An 18,377-nucleotide genomic window follows, 5' to 3' on the forward strand; every position below is an offset into this window, starting at 1 on the left:
ACGAGGGTTTATCACATTTAGCAAATGTGAGGATTAATCACATTTAGGATTTCAACGGGAGCGGGATGATGAGCAGCGAAACGATTTTGATCCTTGGCGGCGGCGGCAAGACCGGCCGCCGCGTGGCGGAGCGTCTTTTGGCAAAGGGCAGGGACGTCCGGCTGGCGTCACGCTCCACGGTTCCTGTGTTCGACTGGACCGATCCGTCGGGCTGGGCAGCAGCGCTTGACGGTGTCGATGCCGCCTATGTCAGCTATCAGCCGGATCTGGCGGTGCCGGGCGCTGTCGAGGCGATCGGAACTTTGTCGAGGCTGGCGCTCAAAAAGGGTGTGCGGCATCTGGTCCTGCTTTCCGGGCGCGGCGAGGACGAGGCCCTGGCGGCGGAGGAGGCGCTGAAGCAATCCGGTATCGGCTACACGATCATCCGCGCCAGCTGGTTCTTCCAGAATTTCAGTGAGGCCTTCCTGCTGGACGGCATTCTGGCAGGCGAGCTGGTGCTGCCGGTTGCGGATGTGCGCGAGCCGTTCATCGATGCCGATGATATCGCCGATGTCGCGGTGGCTGCTTTGATAGAGCCGGGGCATGGGCAGAAGACCTACGAGGTGACGGGTCCGCAGTTGATGACATTTGGCGAGGCGGTGGCGGAGATCGCCCGGCAGAGCGGACGCGAGATTCGCTTCACCACGGTCGATATCAGGACTTATGTCGCCATGCTGAGGGAGGCGCAGATTCCGGCCGGCTACATCTGGCTGATCGAGTATCTGTTCATGAACGTGCTTGATGGGCGCAACGAAAGCCTGACGGATGGTGTCGTCCAGGCGATTGGCCGTCCGCCGCGCGATTTTGCGGATTATGTGCGTGAAACTGCAGCAACCGGTGTCTGGGAGGACCTGAAATGATGACGGCATTTTTCCCCTGGCTGATCTTTTCAGCCGTGATCGGGACCGGGCTCAATGCGGGCCTGTTCTTCATCTTCTCGGTTTGCATCATGGGCGCGCTGGCGCGCTTGCCCGCCGAACAGGGCATTGCCGCGATGCAGGCGATCAATGTGGTGATCCTCAATCCACTGTTTCTTCTCGTCTTCATGGGAACGGCGGTGCTGTCGCTCGTGCTGGTCGCCGGCGGGTTCATCCATGGCGGCCCGGCGCGGTTTTATCTCGTCGCCGGCGGGCTGCTTTTTCTCGGCGGCGTCCTCGCGGTGACGATGGCTGCCAATGTGCCTTTGAACAATACGCTCGAAGCCCTGCAGCCGGGCAGTGACGAGGCGGTGCGTCTTTGGTCGTCGGCCTATCTGATAGACTGGGTCCGCTGGAACCATGTGCGCACGCTGTCGTCGATCGGCGCATTCGGCTGCTTCGTCATGGCTTTTCGCGCAGCGTAAGGGTCAGTCGAGCGCGTTGGCGCGTGTCTTGAGGATGGCTGAAAAGCGCGGGTCGAAGGCGCGGCTGATCGGTTCGGCGGCTGCGCCCAGCGCCACCGACCACGGGTCGGTCATGCCCAGCTGCAGGCGCGGGATCGCGCGGCCCGGACGGTTCGCGTTGGAGGGAAGCAGGGGATGGATGGCCTCCAGCAGCTTGCGCGTCAGCGCCTCCGGCCCGGTGGAGCAGAGGATGACGGTCTGCGGATCGAATATCGTCTCGATGATCTGCACCCCCCAGCGCAATTCTGCAGCGGCGGCATCGATCCAGGACGCCATGGCGGGGTCGCCGGTCGTGACCAGCATGTTCAACCGCTCGGGCAGGCCCGGATCGGAGGGATCGGCGGCAAGGTGCTGATAGAGCGAGGCAAGCGAGGCCCGGTGTTCGAGCGATGTTTGGCCCGGGCGCTGCAACGTCGGCGGCAGAAGCACCATGCCGATTTCACCGGCATTGCCATTGCCGCCGGCATAGAGTTCGCCGTTCAGAATGAGGCCGGCGCCGATGCCGTAGCCGACATAGAGGCAGACGGCGTGATCGATGCCGTGGGCGGCGCCCACCATGCGCTCGGCGGTGGCGCAGGCGGCGGCATCGTTCTGCAGCGCCACTTCCAGTCCGGTGCCGGCGGCCAGCGTTTCCAGCAGCGGAAAATTCTGCCAGGCGGCCATCATCCATTGATCGTCATTGTCGGTTGCGAGCCCAAAGGGGCCGGGCATGGCGACACCGAGGCCGACCAGTCGTTTTTCGGCCTGCTCGGCACTGGCGGCGAGGTCCGTGCGGACCTGTTCGATCAGGTCGAGAATGACCTTGGCACCATTGGCCGGGCCGCCCGGCGGCAGGTTCGCCTGGGCGCGCACCAGGACGGTGCCGACGAGATCGACCGCGATCGCGCGCGTCACATGCCGGTCGATTTGCAGGCCGATGGCAAAGGCGCCGTCCGGCACAAGACGGTAGGGGGTGGAGGGCTGGCCACGGCCGTTGCGCACCGCGGTCAGCGAGACCACCAGTCCGTCGCGCTCCAGATCCTCGATGATGTTGGACACCGTCTGCTTCGTGAGCCGAGTGGCGCGGGCGAGATCGGCGCGCGACAATTGCCCGTTCAGCCGCAGCGCGTCGATCATGACGCGGCGGTTATGGGCGCTGGTGCCCTCCTGATTGGTGCCGCTCTTGGCCCGGATTGGCCGCATCTCGTTCATCCCGCGAAATCCCCTTGACACCATTAGAATATTGAACAAGAATTAAGTCAAAGCAATTGACTTAATAAAAAGAGCCGCAGAGCTTTTAAGGGAACGAACGGCATTACGGGACCAGTCCTAGATGCCGCGCAGCACTTCGACAAGACATGCCGGATGCCGCTTTTGAGCGGTTTGACGGAACGGCGCGTGCGTGTGCGCGCTGACGAGACGACTGTTGTTTTCACGGGAAGGAAAAAGACATGCTGAAATCCAAACGCAATGCGCTTATGGGGGCTGCACTGGCCGGCGTATTCTTCGCAAGCAACGCCTATGCCGAGACGACGCTCAACGCGCTGTTCATGGCGCAGGCCGCCTATAGCGAAGCCGATGTTCGCGCCATGACCGACGCCTTTGCCAAGGCCAATCCGGACGTCAAGGTCAATCTGGAATTCGTTCCTTATGAAGGCCTGCACGACAAGACGGTTTTGGCGCAGGGGTCCGGCGGCGGCTATGACGTCGTTCTGTTCGACGTGATCTGGCCGGCCGAATATGCCAGCAACAAGGTTCTGGTCGATGTGTCCTCGCGCGTCACCGACGACATGAAGAAAAACGTTTTGCCCGGCGCCTGGACGACGGTTCAGTATGACGGCGCCTATTACGGCATGCCGTGGATTCTCGATACGAAATACCTGTTCTACAACAAGGACATCCTGGAAAAGGCAGGCATCAAGACACCGCCGAAGACCTGGGACGAGCTTGCCGAACAGGCCAAGACCATCAAGGACAAGGGCCTTCTGGCCACCCCGATCGCCTGGAGCTGGTCGCAGGCGGAAGCCGCGATCTGCGATTACACCACGCTGGTCAGCGCCTATGGCGGCGATTTCCTGAAGGACGGCAAGCCGGACTTCCAGACCGGTGGCGGCCTTGATGCCCTGAAATACATGGTGACGAGCTATTCGTCGGGTATCTCCAACCCGAATTCCAAGGAATTCCTCGAGGAGGACGTCCGCAAGGTGTTTGAAAACGGCGAAGCCGCGTTCGCGCTCAACTGGACCTATATGTACAACCTCGCCAATACGGGCAAGGACAGCAAGGTGGCCGGCAAGGTCGGCGTCGTTCCGGCACCGGGCGTTTCCGGCAAGAGTGAGGTTTCGGCCGTCAACGGCTCGATGGGCCTTGGCATCACCGCGACCAGCAAGCATCCGGATGAGGCCTGGAACTACATCACCTTCATGACCTCGCAGGCCGTGCAGAACCAGTATGCCAAGCTCAGCCTGCCGATCTGGGCGTCGTCCTACGAGGATGCAGCCGTCAGCGCGGGTCAGGAAGAGCTGATCGGCGCTGCCAAGCAATCGCTGGCCGCCATGTATCCGCGCCCGACGACACCGAAATACCAGGAGCTTTCGGTCGCGCTGCAGCAGGCCATCCAGGAAGCGCTGCTTGGCCAGACGAGCCCTGAAGATGCCTTGAAGACCGCCGCCGACAATAGCGGCCTCTAAGGCTCCAAGGGTTCGCCCTTCACGCATCCACCACTTCACGGGCGGCATATGCTTGCCGCCCGTGCTCTTTCATCGCCCTTGCATCCCATGATTTTTTCAGGAAGAGTTGCCCCATGTCCGGGACATCGATGACCACACGCGCATGGCTGCTGATGCTGCCGCTGCTCGCCGTCATGATCGCCGTGATCGGCTGGCCGCTTGCCGATACGGTCGGGCTCTCCTTCACCGATGCCAAGCTGGTCGGGACTGCAGGCAATTTCGTCGGCATCGACAATTACGTGAAGACGCTGACCAGCGCCAATTTCCAGCGCACGCTGACCACCACCACCATCTTTGCCGTCGTGTCCGTGTTTGCCGAGATGGTTCTGGGCGTTCTGGCGGCCCTTCTGCTCAATCAGCAATTTTACGGCCGCACCGTGCTGCGGGCGCTGATGATCCTGCCCTGGGCGCTGCCGACCGTCGTCAATGCCACGCTCTGGCGGCTGATCTATAATCCCGAATATGGCGCGCTGAACGCCGCGCTCACCCAGATCGGCATGCTGGATGCCTACCGGTCCTGGCTCGGCGAGCCGGGCACGGCGCTGGCGTCGCTGATCATCGCCGATTGCTGGAAGAATTTTCCGCTGGTGGCGCTGATTGCGCTGGCGGCGCTGCAGGCCGTGCCGCGCGATATTACCGCTGCGTCGCTGGTGGATGGCGCCGGACCCTTTGCCCGCTTCCGCTTCGTCATCCTGCCCTATCTTGCCGGCCCGCTGATCGTGGCGCTGGTGCTGCGCACCATCGAGGCCTTTAAGGTGTTCGACATCATCTGGGTGATGACCCGGGGCGGGCCGGCCAACAGCACGCGCACGCTGTCGATCCTGGTCTATCAGGAAGCATTTTCCTTCCAGCGCGCCGGATCGGGAGCGTCGCTGGCGTTGATCGTCACGCTTCTCGTGGCGGTTCTGGCGGCTGCCTATGCCATGCTGGTGCGGCGCACTGCGGGAGTGACTGCCTGATGGAACGCAAGAGTTTCCTGTTCTCGTTCTTTCTGCATGCCTGCGCGCTGCTTCTGGCGATCGTCATTCTGGCGCCGGTGGTCTGGCTGTTCATCATGAGCATTTCGCCGGCTGGCGATCTGACGGCCAAGCCGCTTGTCTGGTGGCCGCAATCTGTCGATTTCTCGCGCTACGGCGTGCTGCTATCCAGCGTGGAAAACAGCGCGGGCGCGGCCTTTGTCGCATCGCTGATCAACAGCATCCTGGTTGCCGGGATGGCGACGATCGCGGCTTTGGTGCTGGCCATTCCCGCCGCATGGGCGGTGTCGCGCACGCCGTCGGTTGGCTGGTCGCTCTATATGGTGATCGCCACCTATATGCTGCCGCCGGTGGCGCTGGCGGTGCCGCTCTATTTCGGCCTTGCGCATTTTGGCCTGCTCAACAGCGTCTTTGGACTGGCGCTCGTCTATCTCACCATTCTAGCACCCTTCACCACCTGGCTGATGAAATCCGGCTTCGATGCGATCCCCAAGGAGATCGAGGCGGCGGCGATGATGGACGGAGCAGGGCTGTTTGCCACCTTGCGCATCATCACGCTGCCGCTGGCCGCCCCGGTGATGGCGACGTCGGCGCTGTTTGCCTTTTTGCTCGCCTGGGATGAATTCTTCTACGCGCTGCTGTTTACCTCCGACCTGCGCGCCAAGACGCTGACCGTCGCCATCGCCGATCTCGCTGGTGGCCGGGTCTCCGATTATGGACTGATCGCAACCGCTGGCGTGCTGGCCGCCCTGCCGCCCGTGGTGATCGGTCTTGTGATGCAACGGGCCCTGATTTCCGGGCTGACCAGCGGCGGCGTCAAGGGATGATGATGACTTTACAGGAAAACCGCCCGGCCGGGCTGCAGGCGATCGACCGCGAAATGGCCCGCCAGAACGCCGATGCCATCGCCTCCTTCGAAGGCGCAACAGCGCGCGCCAAAGAGATCGCCGCCGCGTTGCAGGAAACCTCTGGCCTGCTCTTGCTCGGCATGGGCGGCTCGCATGCGGTGAACCGCACCGTCGAGCCGCTGTACCGCGCGCTGGGGATCGAAGCGATTGCCATCCCCCTGTCCGAGCAGCTCGGCATGCCGCTGGCGATTGAGGGCCGGACAGTCTTGATAACCTCGCAATCGGGCGAGAGCGCCGAGGTTTTGCGCTGGTTTTCCGAGACCGGCGGATCGGAGCACACGTTCGGCCTGACGCTCGAAGCATCCTCCTTCCTCGGAAAGGCCGCGCCCTGCCTCGTCGGCGCTGGCGGCACCGAGCTTGCCTTTGCCGCGACGCGCAGTTTAACCGTCAGTTTCGCGTTGCATCTGGCAATCCTGTCGGCGCTCGGCGAGGACCCGGCGCCAGCGCTGGCGGTCCTTGCGGCGCCTGCAACGCATGACATCACCCCAGCGCTGGCCGCCCTCAGCGATGTCGCAACCGTGGTGACTTCCGGGCGGCGTCTGCAGGGGCTGGCGGAGGCGCTGGCGCTCGGCCTGACCGAACTGTCGCGCTATCCCTGTTTTTCGATGGAGGGTGGGCAGCTTCGGCATGGCCCGATGGAAATGCTCGGGTTAAAGACGGGCGTCGTGCTGTTTCGCGGCGATGATGCGACCGCAGATCTGGTGACGGCAATGGCTTTGTCGGCGGTTGCGACCGGCTCGCCCGTCGTCCTGTTCGATGCGTCGGGTCAAGAGCCTGTGGACGGCGCGGAGACGCTGCGTTTTCAGCCGTCGGCGGGGCTTGCCGCCGTGTTTGCGATGCTGCCGGTGGCCCAGCGCCTGATGATTGCCTTTGCCGAGGCCCGCGTCGAGAATGCCGGAACGCCGGTGCGGTCCACAAAGATCACCCGGAGTGAATGACATGCGTCCGCTTGCCGTGATCGGAAACGTCAATGTCGACCTGATCCTTGGACCGGCGGAGCCCTGGCCGAAGGCGGGGACCGAGATCATCGTCGATCATGATGAATTGCGGGTGGGCGGTTCGGCCGGAAATGCGGCCCTTGCCTGGGCGGCGCTCGGCATCGATTTCGATATTGCCGCCAATACCGGCACCGACGAGTTCGGCCGCTGGCTGCGCGAGGCCTTTGGAGGCCGGGCGGAAAAATGGCCGGTGCGGCCGGAAGGAACGACGCTGTCGGTCGGCATCACCCATCCGGACGGCGAGCGGACATTCTTCACCACACGCGGACATCTGCCCCGGCTTTCGCTGGACTGCGTTCTGTCAGCCCTCGACGGCGCCCGCCTCTCCGGCGGCTACGTGCTGCTCTGCGGCTCGTTCCTCACCGACGATCTGACGGCGGATTATGCGGCGCTTTTCGACTGGGCCGACACGCATGGCATCACGCTTGCGCTCGATACTGGCTGGCCGCTCGACGGCTGGACGGAAAAAAACCGGCAGGCGACGCTGGGCTGGCTTTCCCGGTGTGGCTGCGCGCTGCTGAACGAGGTGGAATCAACGACGCTTTCGGGCCTCGCCGACGCCACGGAAGCCGCCTGCGAGCTCAAGCGCCATATGCGCAAGGATGCGATTGTCGTCATCAAGCGCGGCCCGGACGGGGCGCTTGCCATCGGTTCCGATGGCACGCCGGTGTCTGCGGCCGCCCCGCGCGTCGAGGTCGTCGATACGATCGGTGCCGGCGATGTCTTCAACGCGGCTTTCCTTGCGGCACTGGCCGGGGGGCGGGCGCTTCAGGATTGTCTGCAGGCGGGCACGGCAGTCGCCTCCCGCGCCATTTCCACGCTTCCCCGCAGCTATGGCGGACCTGTTGTGACTGCTACCGGAGAGACCGCATCATGAGCGCGCTCGAAATCGAGAATATCCGCAAGACCTATGGCGCGATCGAAACCCTGAAAGGCATCGACATCTCGCTGGAAAGCGGCGAGTTCCTTGTCCTGCTGGGATCATCGGGATGCGGCAAGTCGACCCTGCTCAACATCATTGCGGGTCTCGCCGAAGCATCGGGCGGCGATATCCGGATCGGCGGGCGCTCGATCCTCGGCGTCCATCCGAAGGACCGCGACATTGCCATGGTGTTCCAGTCCTACGCGCTTTATCCGAACCTGTCGGTGCATCGCAACATCGGCTTCGGTCTGGAAATGCGCAAGGTGCCTGTGGCGGAGCGGGAAAAGGCCGTGCAGGAGACGGCGAGACTGCTGCAGATCGAGAACTTGCTGGATCGCAAACCCGGCCAGCTTTCCGGCGGCCAGCGGCAGCGCGTGGCGATCGGCCGGGCGCTGGTGCGCAAGCCGCAGGTCTTCCTGTTCGACGAACCGCTCTCCAATCTCGATGCCAAGCTGCGCATGGAGACACGCACCGAGCTGAAGCGGCTGCACCAGATGCTGGGGACCACCATCGTTTACGTCACCCATGACCAGATCGAGGCGATGACGCTGGCAACACGCATCGCCGTCATGCGCAATGGCAGGATCGAGCAACTCGGCACCCCGGAAGAGGTCTATGACCGTCCGGCCACGCTCTATGTCGCCGGTTTCGTCGGCTCGCCGCCGATGAACGTGCTGGATGGCGTGATCACGGGCGAGGGCGTTCAGTTGGACGGATCGGGCGCCACGATCGCGCTGCCGGCACGGCTGAAGAATGCCGTACCCGCAGGACGGCGGGTCAAGCTCGGCGTGCGCCCGGAAGCGCTGCGGCTGGCCACCAACGAAGCGGACAGTAAGGCCCTTGAGGTCGCCATCGAAGTCATCGAGCTGACGGGACCGGAGCTGGTCGTCACCGGCCGGGTCAGCGGGCAGCGGGTGACCGCCTGCCTTCCGCCCCGCACCAGGCTGACGGTGGGAATGCAGCAGGCTTTCGGTTTTGACGAGGATGCGCTGCATCTCTTCGATGCGCAAACGGAACTGGCGCTCGGCTGAAAACGGGTGACGGAATCGCTTCCGTTTCAGGATGAAGCGCTCTAAAACCGCAGGCGATGAAGATCGCTTTCTACAGTCCGCTCAAATCCCCCAACCATCCCGTTCCCTCCGGCGACCGGCTGATGGCACGTTTGCTGATGGCGGCCTTGGTGAAGGCCGGGCACACGGTGGAGATCGCCTCTGAGGTGCGGGCGTTCCTGCCGGATACTGCGGCGGACGCGATTGCTGCCCGCTCAGTGGTCGCGCAGGCGGAGCGGGCACGGCTTTCGGCGCTTTGGCGCGAACACGGCGCACCCGATCTCTGGTTCTGCTACCATCCCTATTACAAGGCGCCCGATCTGATCGGCCCGGCGCTGGCGCGGGAATTCGGGCTTGGCTATGTGACGGCCGAGGCGTCCTATTCCAACAGGCGCAACACAGGGCTTTGGCAGCAGATGCAGCAGCATGTGCTGGATGCCGTCGGGCAGGCATCGGTGAATATCTGCCTGACGCGCCGCGACAGCGACGGGCTTGCGGCTGCCGCACCCGTCGCGCGCCTGGCCATGCTGCCGCCGTTTCTCGACCCGGCGCTGTTTCTCGAACGATCGCCACAGCCGCAACCTGGCCGTTTGATCACCGTGGCGATGATGCGGTCCGGTGACAAGATGGACAGTTACGCGATGCTGGCGCAAGCCCTGTCACGGCTGACGCATTTGCCCTGGCAATTGTCCGTCGCCGGCGATGGACCGCGTGCCGCAGACGTGCATTCGCTGTTTGCCGGGTTTGATGAGGGCAGGATCATCTGGCACGGCGAACAGACGGCGACAGAGATTGCCAGCCTGTTGTCGTCTGCCGCGCTCTATGTCTGGCCGGGATGCGGCGAGGCCTATGGTCTGGCCTATCTGGAAGCGCAGGCCGCCGGTCTGCCCGTTGTCGCGCAAGAGATTGCCGGTGTGCCTGAGGTGGTGATGCAGGGGCGGACAGGGTTGCTGACACCGCCGGGTGATATCGATGCCTATGCGCAGGCGATCGGACTTCTGTTGACGGACGGTGCCGAGCGGACCGCGCTTGCAGAGGCGGCCAGGACCTTCGCTGGCGAAGAGCGTTCGCTGGGCACGGCGGCGTCCCGGCTCGGCGTTATTCTCGATGATTATGTGCAGCAGGTGCGATGATGAATGAACTCGAAGCCGTTCTTGCCGGCGAACTCGACCGCTGGCAGCAGGCGGGAAAAGTCGCGCAGTTCTGGCTGCGGGATGACGACGCGATCGAGCCGACGGCGGCGCTCGACCGGTTGCTGCATGTCTCCGGCACCTTTTCCGTGCCCCTGACGCTCGCCGTCATTCCCGCGCATCCGGGCGAGGCACTTGCCGGTCGGCTGCAGGGGGAGCCATCCTGTTCCGTTGCCGTCCACGGCTGGTCGCACCGCAACCATGCGACCCCGGTGGAAAAGAAGCAGGAGCTTGGCCGCCATCGGCTGGCGGAAATGGTGCTTGCGGAATTGAGCCAGGGCTTTGACCGGCTCTCCGCCCTTCATGGCAGCCGGTTCGTGCCGATGCTCATCCCGCCTTGGAACCGGATCGACGCGGGCCTCATTGCGCAGCTGCCCGGCTTGGGCTACCGGGCGCTCTCGGTGTTCGGCCCGGAAAAACCGGCCGCCTTGCCTTTGATCAACACGCATGTGGATGTGATGGACTGGCACGGAACGCGCGGCGGGCGCGATCCCCGGACGCTGGCTCTGGAAATCGCCGCGCGCATGCGGGTGATGTTCGATCACGGCGGGACAATGGGGCTCTTGACCCACCACCTGGTTCATGACGAGGCCGTGTGGGATTTCATGACGGCGCTGTTTCAGGTGACGGCGAACCATCCCGCCTGCCGCTGGACGCCGGTTGCGGATATTCTGCGGGAACAGCGCGCATCAACGGGATAGGGATCCCTTGGATCAGAGATCGATCACCTGGCCGTCGCGGGCGGTGATGGCGCCGTTGAATTCGCGGCCGGCAAGCCGTTGGATCTCATCGAGCTCGCTGTCTGTGCGCAAAGGCGAATGATGGATGAAGGCGACCTGTTTGGCTTTTGCCGTCTTGGCGAGCCGGATGGCCTGCTGCCAGGAGGAGTGGCCATAGCCGACATGGCGTTGCATCTCGTCATCAGTATACATGCAGTCGTAGAGGAAGAGATCGGCGCCATCGATGAGGTCCAGCACGGCGGGGTCGAGCGTGCCGGGCTTGTGTTCGGTATCGGTGACCAGCACTGCGACGCGGCCGTTCCATTCGACGCGGTAGCCTATGGCGCCGCCGGGATGGTTGAGGCTGCCGGTGCGGATCGTCACGCCGGGATAGGGAACCAGCGTATCGCCGGAGCGGAAGTCGCGGCAGTTGATCGAGGCCCGGCAGATATCCGGCTCGACCGGAAACCATGGCGGCCGCATGAACTCGCCGATCATCTGGCGGGTGGACATGCGTCCGGCCAGATGCCCCGACCAGAGCGTGACCGAGGCATGTGGATCAAACAGCGCCGGCAGATAGGGCAGGCCGACGATATGGTCGTAATGGCAGTGGGTGAAAAACAGGTTGAAATCGGAAATGCCTTCGGACTTCAACGCCTGGCCGGCGGGCATCAGGCCGGAGCCGGCATCGAACAATAGCCGGTGAGGACCGCATTGCATCTCGATGCAGATGGTGTTGCCGCCATAGGTCTGGAATTCGGTCCCTGAGACCGGGAGGCTGCCCCGCACTCCCCATAACCGCACCCGAAACACGTTTTCGTTCACTCTCTCGCCTCAGTCACGGAAAAATACTTTGCCCTTCCGTTTGCAACTGTCCCACATAACCCTTAAGGCCGTCTTTTTATCGGGCTTGATTAACCAAGCCGCATTTTCGCCATGGTAACGAAACTGCTTGGGTTAAGCGAGACTTCAATTCGCTTTTTCTTTCCACATATGCCAGAGACGAAGAGAAACGAATCCGGTTTGAACGTGCAGACGGAAAATACCGACAGAATGCCGCCCGCAACGCATCCGCGCATCGCCATTGTCGCCGACGCGCATTTTCACGATCTCTACGCAGATTACGGCTTTCCCGGCATCGTTCAGGATGGCCGGCGGCTGACCTTCCGGCTGCTTGCCGACACCGCCCGCTCGACCCGTGTTTTCAACGAAAGCTATTTCGCGCTCCACCATACGCTTGCCGATATTGCCGGGCGTGGAATTCGCCATGTCGTGCTGCTCGGTGATTATTCCGATGACGGGCAGGTGGAGACGGTGCGCGGCGTGAAGCGGGTGCTTGACGATTATGCGGCACGCTTCGGCATGCGCTTTTACGCAACCACCGGCAATCACGATATTTTCGGCGCCGATGGCCGCCACCGCGCCAAGCGGTTTCTCAATGCGGATGGCAGCTACAGCGTTCTCAGCAGCGACCCGCATCTGCGCGACCGGGGCGCGCATGCGGTGATCACAAGCGGCGATATGTATTGCAAGGGCTATCCCGACGGCCTCAACGACATGGCGGATTTCGGCTTTTTCCCGCAGCCCGGCGATCTTCATTGGGAAACGCCGTTCGGGACCAAGGGCGATCCGGCCGAGCGGATCTATGAGGTTCGTTCGCCGGACGGACAGACGGCGCGCCGGCTGATGGATGCATCCTATCTGGTCGAGCCTTCTCCCGGCGTCTGGCTGCTGATGATCGACGCCAATGTCTTCGTGCCTGTCGATGGTGTAACGCCGGGCGAGGACGGTGACTTTGCCGACAGCACCAGCGCCGGCTGGAACGCGATGCTGGTTCACAAGCGGTTCGTTCTAGACTGGATGGCGGATGTCGCGGGGCGAGCGCGGCTTAAGGGCAAGTGCCTGCTGGCATTTTCGCACTATCCCGTTCTCGATCCGCTCGATGCGACCGTCGAGGACGAGGTGGCGCTGCTCGGGCTAACTGGGATGGCGCAGCGCATTCCGCATGACCATGTTGCCCGCGCGCTGATCGATGCCGGGATCGACATGCATTTCAGCGGCCATCTGCATGTCAACGACACCGCGCAATATCGCAGCGGCGAACGGTTCCTCACCAATATCGCCATGCCCTCGCTCGTCGCCTTTCCCGGTGCCTACAAAGTGCTTGATATCGGCGAAGAGACGTTTCGCATCGAGACGGTGGGGATCGAGGCGATGCCGCTCGCCGATGACCTGCGCCAGGCCTACCGGCTCGAGGTGCTGCCGTCGCGTCTGGAGGCCGGCGGCATGCTCGATGCCGGGGACTACGGGGGTTTCCTCTTCGAACATATCGGCCATCTGGTTGGACGGCGTTATCTCAAGCGGGAATGGCCAAAAGAGATTGCGGCGCTGATCCGCAGTCTCGACCTTGCCGATCTGGCAATATTGGCGCTGATCGCAGAGCCGGTTGCCGCCGGCGATGCGATGGCGGCCATCGCTGCTGTGCGTGACGACAAAGGCCTGCAGCAAAGGCTGGTGGCGCGTTTGACCAAGGCAGAGACCGGCGCGCTGCACGGCATTTCCGCTCTGAATTTTCTGGCGGACTGGTACCGGCTGCGGATGGGGAGCGAACTGGCATTGGGCTGGATCGGCGCGGACAAGATCGCAGCCTATCAGGCGGTCGCGCACCTGTTTGCCGATCGCGGCGGCGATCAGCCGGGCGCAGTGCAGGCGCAGTTCGCGCTGATCTTCCGGATGTTGACGAACTACATGACCGGTCTGCCGTCGGGCAATTTCAGCATCAGCCGGACAAACGGCGCGATCGAAGCGGATCGGTCGGCGCTCTAACGCTGTGATAAATGCGAGCGCTAATCGGCCTTGCGGGCGCGGCTGCGGGCTTCCGACAGTTCGCTCGTCGTGTGGCTAAGGCGATCGGCCAGCACGCGCATGATCTCGATGGTGATCTCGGGAAAATCCGTCAGCAGCTTGAGGAAGTGGTCCTTGCGGATGCGCAGGGCTTCCACGGCCGTTGTCGTCTGTACGGTTGCGGTTCGCGAGACATCGCAGAGGATGGCGATTTCGCCGACGATCGAATTGGTTTCGACTTCGGCGATCTTGACCGGGCCGGTCGAGGAATCGACGAGGATATCCGCCTTGCCGGCCAGGACAACATAGGCCGCATCACCGGTATCCCCCTGATGGAAGAGCGCTTCGCCGGGATCGTAGCTCACGCGGTCGGACGTGAACGCGAGAAGCTTCAGCTTGCCGGGTTCGACATTCGAAAACAGCGGCACCCGCCGCAGCATTTGAACTTCATCCTTCAACAGCATAATCGTGCCCATTCCCAATTTTCTGCTTCCCCGGTCATCAACCGGTCATCTCCACCGGTCTCGCCATGGGGAAGATTGTCCATGCCTGCATCCCCGTCGCACGCATGGGCTCCACCATTGACATTATGATGACACAAGCTCCTTAAAGATACCGTTATTCTCAACCAGCGCTGCATGCGTTCCTTCTTCCACCAGCAAACCGCGGTCGAAGACGAGCACGCGGTCGAACAGACTGGACAGAGCCGTGTTCGACAGGACCCAGATCACGGCCGGATTGCGGCCGTCGCGGCGCACCAGCTTCAGCACATCGCGGACGATCTCGTCCTGGAGGCGATGGTCGAGGCCGGGCAGGGGCCGGTTGAAGATGTAATATTCCGACTTGCGCACCAGCGCCCGCGCCAGATTGAGCTTTTGCCGCTGCACCGCCGTCAGGCGCTTGCCGCCGGCGCCGAGATTGAAATCGAGGCCGATGGCGATGACGCGCTCAAGAAGCCCGAGCGAATTCAACAGCGAGCTGACGATGGAGCGGATGCGCTTGGAGCCATCGGTATGCTTATGGCTGATGCGGCCAAACAGGATGTTGTCCATCAGGCTTGCCGATGCCAGGTAATGTTCCGGATCGTAGCGCTCGATGTCGCCGCGCATCGTATCGGGCAGGCCGTCATGGAACTGGCGGCGCACATCGACGATCTTGGCCATCAGCTCCTCGGTCAGGAGACCGAAACGATGTCGGGGCTCGACATAGCGGAAGCTCAGCCGGATGATCTGGCCGCGGTCATCCTCGGATGCGGCGTCGAAACCCTTGCCCTTCAGCTTCTGCAGCAGCAGCTGATAGTCGGGAATATCGTCCGCCGTCATGAAGGTGAGCTGCTGGAAGAACGGATGATCCGGCGGCAGATCGGCAAACAGCTCGACCGCGTTTTCGGCGATGCTGTAGCCCATGTCGAACAGGATGCGGTCGAGACCGGAGCGGCCGACGACGGAGCGGAAATAGGCGTTCTTGCCGATGGCCTTGCCGATCAAAGCGGGGCCGGTGGCCGTGCCGAACAACAGGTTTTCGCCGACGGTTGCCTCGGTATTGTAGGCGCCGGGCTCGAAAGACACGACAAGGCTGCTCAGCCCCGCCTCTTCCAATTCCGAGCGAAGCGCGTGGCGCATCTCGACAATGCCCTCGGCAAGGCCGGGGTGATCGCCGGGAGACACGGTGCTGCGCAGGGCGAGATCAAGAATGTCCTTCGACAGCTGCACCGTATCGAGCACCGAGAGAACCGGCGCGAAGAGATCGTCGCGGTTGGTCGCATTGGCGGCGTCGTAATCGATCCAGTCGCTGTTGACGTCATAGTCCGGGTTTCCGGCCAGTTTCGCCTCGTTGATCTGCCATTTGCGATGGGTGGCGCCGGTGCCCTCGTAGGTGGCTTCCTTCATCGGCGCATGTTTGAGGCCGTAGAGAAGGTTGTCGCGCAAGGTGCCATAGAAGAAATAGGCATCGGAGGAGACGTAGGAGATCGCCCGTCCGGTCACTGATTCCGGCAGTTCCAGGAGATCGTCGCCGCCTGCCGTCACCTTGCCGCTTTCCGGCCAGGTGAGACGCGCAAACGCTTCCGCCAGCATATCGCCGCCGCCGGCAGCGCCGCCGACGATGGCAACGGTTTCACCGGGATGGATCTGCACCGACACGCGCTCAAGCAGCTTGGCGCCGCTATCGTCTGCGACCGACAGGTTGACGGCTGCCAGCGGATGTTTCATCGCGCCGGCATTCGTGATGGCCATTGTCTGAATGGCCGGGTCGATGGTCTTGTCGACGCTGAACTGCTCGACGACCTGGATATATTTCACCTGGACGTCCTGGCGGGTCTGGTCCCAGTCGATCAGGTCTTTCAACGGGCCTGGCAGGTCCTTGTAGGCGCTGATGACGGCGATCAGCTGACCGATGTCGAGACGGCCCTGCAGCGCCAGATAGCCGCCGATGCAATAAAACAGGAACGGCGTCAGCTGGGCGAGGAAGTTGTTGATGAACTTGACCAGGAATTTCCACTGGTAGAGATCATAGCGGATCTTGAAGATGCGGCCGAGGCGAGATGCAATGTCGGCGCGCTCGTAATTGGACGTATCATAGGCATGGATGGTGCCGATACCATCGACGATCTCGCTGACCCGGCCGGCGAGTTCGCGCGCGGTGATCTGACGCTCGCGGCCAAGCACCAGAAGGCGGCGGCGCATGCGCGGAATGATAATTGCCTGCACGCCGACCATGACGGCGGCGATCAGCCCGAGCCAGGTATTCTGCATGAAAATGAAGAACAGGGCGGTCAGCGCCTGGCCGCCGAGCAGCGCCGGCTGGACGAAGGCATCGCCGGTGAAGCCGCCGAGAGGCTCGACTTCATCCTTGACCATGCTGGACACTTCGGCGCCCTTCATGCGCTTGAACTGGCCGGGCGGGAAACGCAGGATGCGGTCGACGAGTTCGAAGCGGATGCGGCGCAAAAGCCGCTCGCCGAGACGGCCCTTGTAGGTGTTGATATAGAACTTGAAGAGGCCGTTGATGATGACCAGCAGCAGGAAGACCATGCTGAGCGCAAACAGGGTCTGCGTGCGGGTCAGCTCGAGCCCGCCAAACAGCGAGATCTCTCCAATCCATGGCAGCGAGAAACTGAGGTCCATGAAGGTCTGGGTGGCGCCGGGCTGATCGAAGCCCTCGCCCTGGATTGGCCCGTTGACGATCTGCTTGGGCAGGTCGAACGACAGGAAATAGGGGATCATCGAGACGGCGACGACCAGGAGGATCCAGAGCTGCTGGCCTCTCGTGTGCGTCCAGATGTAGCGCGCTATGCTTTTTTCCATGGGGAGATTCAACTGGCCGTGTAACGGGTGTCAAGGACGTAGAAGCGCCGGGCCGCGTAGGGCGTGCCGGCGATCTCCGGGTCGTGCAGATGAAGATCGAACTGGCCGCGGATCGTCACAGCCGGGCGGCTGACGATGTGCGGCACCTGGGAGGCGGCGCGTTCCAGCTCCGGTGCATATTCGATGACGACGGTTCCCGCATTGTCGACCAGCGAGAACAGAAGGTCACCGAGCGGATCCTTTTGACCGAAGGGTTTCAGCGAATAGCCGAGCAGGACGAGGCCGTAGCTTCCGGGCTGGTAATGATAATCGATCTCTTGAAACTTGGCCGGAATATGCCGCACATGGCATTGCCTGCCGTTCAGTTCGCTGGCCTCATAGGCCTGCGTCTTCGGATCGACGGATGTGACGGATAGCGGGTGATGGGTGAGGTATGGGGTAACCGGCCGGATATGGCCGCCGATTTCCAGGATATGCGGGCAGTCACGCATGAAGTGGGCGGCAAAGACCTGCCGCATGGTTGCGCCCAGACCGGCCAGATGCGGTATGTCCTTTCCCGCCTCGACCGGCGGCGGAACGGAGGTGGCATCCTTCCGGTTGACTTGCATTCCTTGCACTCCAGAAAAGTCCAGCCTACAACACGCGCATGATGAAAACTACCCGACCAAACGAAGCAAACACAACAGATTGGCACGAAAGTGCCTTCGATATCATCCGCGGTCTATCCGCCTATACGGGAAGCTCTCTGATCGAAGGCCTTGCGAAAGTGATCGCCAAATATCCGGATGCGGACCTCGGCACGGCCTTCAACCACAAGCAGGTTGGAAGCAAGATATGGGCACGCGAGAAGCTGTTTGAAAGCCTGGGCGGAAAATTTAAACATATCGTCCTGCTCGGCGGCTGGTACGGCGTTCTTCCCGCCATGTGTTTCGATGACGGCCGGTTCGACATCGGTCTCCTGGAGAGCATCGACATCGACCCTGAGGTGGCCGGGATCGCCCGGACGCTGAATGCTCATGCGGGCGAGCGTTTCCGGGCGATGACGCAGGATATGTATGCGCTCGACTATGTCACGTGCGGTGCCGACCTCGTCATCAATACCAGCTGCGAGCATATTGCCGATCTGCCGGGCTGGCTGTCGCTGCTGCCGCGTAAAACGCAGGTTCTGCTGCAGTCGAACGACTATTTCGCCGAGCCGACCCATATCAACTGCGTGCCGTCGCTGGAGGCTTTCCAGGACCAGGTCGCGCTTAGCCATGTGGCCTTTGCCGGCGCGCTGAAGATGAAGAACTATACCCGCTTCATGGTGATCGGCACGGTCTGATCGCTGATCGCTG

Annotated in this window: 17 protein-coding genes; 12 read left to right on the forward strand and 5 right to left on the reverse strand. The window is 62.5% G+C overall.

Annotated features, from left to right (window positions below; genetic code table 11):
* The first annotated feature begins 68 nt into the window (after window positions 1-68).
* Together PYR65_RS07390 and PYR65_RS07395 are read left to right on the forward strand one after the other, a co-directional pair.
* Entirely contained in the window at window positions 69-899 is an 831-nt protein-coding gene (locus PYR65_RS07390; RefSeq protein ID WP_276120497.1) for an NAD(P)H-binding protein, read from the forward strand.
* Entirely contained in the window at window positions 899-1,381 is a 483-nt protein-coding gene (locus PYR65_RS07395) for an anthrone oxygenase family protein (protein WP_276120994.1), read from the forward strand. Before PYR65_RS07390 ends, PYR65_RS07395 begins: the two co-directional genes overlap by 1 nt.
* Before the next feature lie 3 nt (window positions 1,382-1,384).
* Here PYR65_RS07395 and PYR65_RS07400 read toward each other — a convergent pair whose 3' ends face one another.
* A complete protein-coding gene (locus tag PYR65_RS07400; RefSeq protein WP_060639620.1) occupies window positions 1,385-2,611 on the reverse strand; it encodes an ROK family transcriptional regulator in 1,227 nt (408 codons plus the stop codon).
* Window positions 2,612-2,850: 239 nt separating this feature from the next.
* Here PYR65_RS07400 and PYR65_RS07405 point away from each other — a divergent pair, with 239 nt between their 5' ends.
* From PYR65_RS07405 to PYR65_RS07440, 8 genes are all read left to right on the forward strand, one after another.
* Window positions 2,851-4,089, forward strand: coding sequence for an extracellular solute-binding protein (locus PYR65_RS07405; protein ID WP_276120498.1), 1,239 nt, complete (start codon window positions 2,851-2,853; stop codon window positions 4,087-4,089).
* Window positions 4,090-4,202: 113 nt separating this feature from the next.
* On the forward strand, window positions 4,203-5,087 hold the full coding sequence (locus tag PYR65_RS07410) for a carbohydrate ABC transporter permease (RefSeq protein WP_060639622.1): 885 nt from the start codon (window positions 4,203-4,205) through the stop codon (window positions 5,085-5,087).
* The gene (locus tag PYR65_RS07415; protein WP_276120499.1) at window positions 5,087-5,932 is read left to right on the forward strand and encodes a carbohydrate ABC transporter permease; all 846 of its coding nucleotides are present in this window, start codon (window positions 5,087-5,089) and stop codon (window positions 5,930-5,932) included. The genes PYR65_RS07410 and PYR65_RS07415 overlap by 1 nt, the downstream gene beginning before the upstream one ends.
* Window positions 5,933-5,934: 2 nt before the next feature.
* Entirely contained in the window at window positions 5,935-6,951 is a 1,017-nt protein-coding gene (locus PYR65_RS07420) for an SIS domain-containing protein (protein WP_407951314.1), read from the forward strand.
* 1 nt (window position 6,952) lies between these two features.
* Complete coding sequence (locus PYR65_RS07425; RefSeq protein ID WP_276120501.1) at window positions 6,953-7,888, forward strand: carbohydrate kinase family protein; 936 nt, start codon at window positions 6,953-6,955, stop codon at window positions 7,886-7,888.
* Window positions 7,885-8,964, forward strand: coding sequence for an ABC transporter ATP-binding protein (locus tag PYR65_RS07430; protein ID WP_276120502.1), 1,080 nt, complete (start codon window positions 7,885-7,887; stop codon window positions 8,962-8,964). The genes PYR65_RS07425 and PYR65_RS07430 overlap by 4 nt, the downstream gene beginning before the upstream one ends.
* A gap of 56 nt (window positions 8,965-9,020) precedes the next feature.
* A complete protein-coding gene (locus PYR65_RS07435) occupies window positions 9,021-10,115 on the forward strand; it encodes a glycosyltransferase family 4 protein (protein WP_276120503.1) in 1,095 nt (364 codons plus the stop codon).
* Window positions 10,112-10,873, forward strand: a complete 762-nt coding sequence (locus PYR65_RS07440) for a polysaccharide deacetylase family protein (protein WP_407951282.1) — start codon at window positions 10,112-10,114, stop codon at window positions 10,871-10,873. The genes PYR65_RS07435 and PYR65_RS07440 overlap by 4 nt, the downstream gene beginning before the upstream one ends.
* A gap of 12 nt (window positions 10,874-10,885) precedes the next feature.
* Here PYR65_RS07440 and PYR65_RS07445 read toward each other — a convergent pair whose 3' ends face one another.
* Window positions 10,886-11,716, reverse strand: coding sequence for an MBL fold metallo-hydrolase (locus PYR65_RS07445; protein ID WP_060639628.1), 831 nt, complete (start codon window positions 11,714-11,716; stop codon window positions 10,886-10,888).
* Between the two features lie 228 nt (window positions 11,717-11,944).
* Here PYR65_RS07445 and PYR65_RS07450 point away from each other — a divergent pair, with 228 nt between their 5' ends.
* Window positions 11,945-13,717: a metallophosphoesterase family protein gene (locus PYR65_RS07450; RefSeq protein WP_276120504.1), complete on the forward strand. Its 1,773-nt coding sequence runs from the start codon at window positions 11,945-11,947 to the stop codon at window positions 13,715-13,717.
* Between the two features lie 20 nt (window positions 13,718-13,737).
* On the opposite strand, the gene PYR65_RS07455 is transcribed toward PYR65_RS07450, so the two are convergent.
* From PYR65_RS07455 to PYR65_RS07465, 3 genes are all read right to left on the reverse strand, one after another.
* Entirely contained in the window at window positions 13,738-14,199 is a 462-nt protein-coding gene (locus tag PYR65_RS07455; protein ID WP_060639757.1) for a cyclic nucleotide-binding domain-containing protein, read from the reverse strand.
* Window positions 14,200-14,322: 123 nt separating this feature from the next.
* On the reverse strand, window positions 14,323-17,040 hold the full coding sequence (locus PYR65_RS07460) for an ABC transporter transmembrane domain-containing protein (protein WP_276120505.1): 2,718 nt from the start codon (window positions 17,038-17,040) through the stop codon (window positions 14,323-14,325).
* Window positions 17,041-17,048: 8 nt separating this feature from the next.
* On the reverse strand, window positions 17,049-17,648 hold the full coding sequence (locus tag PYR65_RS07465) for a hypothetical protein (protein ID WP_276120506.1): 600 nt from the start codon (window positions 17,646-17,648) through the stop codon (window positions 17,049-17,051).
* A 38-nt stretch (window positions 17,649-17,686) separates the two neighbouring features.
* Between PYR65_RS07465 and PYR65_RS07470 the strand changes: the two genes are divergently transcribed.
* Entirely contained in the window at window positions 17,687-18,364 is a 678-nt protein-coding gene (locus tag PYR65_RS07470; RefSeq protein WP_276120507.1) for a methyltransferase domain-containing protein, read from the forward strand.
* The last annotated feature ends 13 nt before the right edge of the window (window positions 18,365-18,377 follow it).

It is taken from the genome of Pararhizobium qamdonense (assembly GCF_029277445.1).
Classification (GTDB): domain Bacteria; phylum Pseudomonadota; class Alphaproteobacteria; order Rhizobiales; family Rhizobiaceae; genus Pararhizobium; species Pararhizobium qamdonense.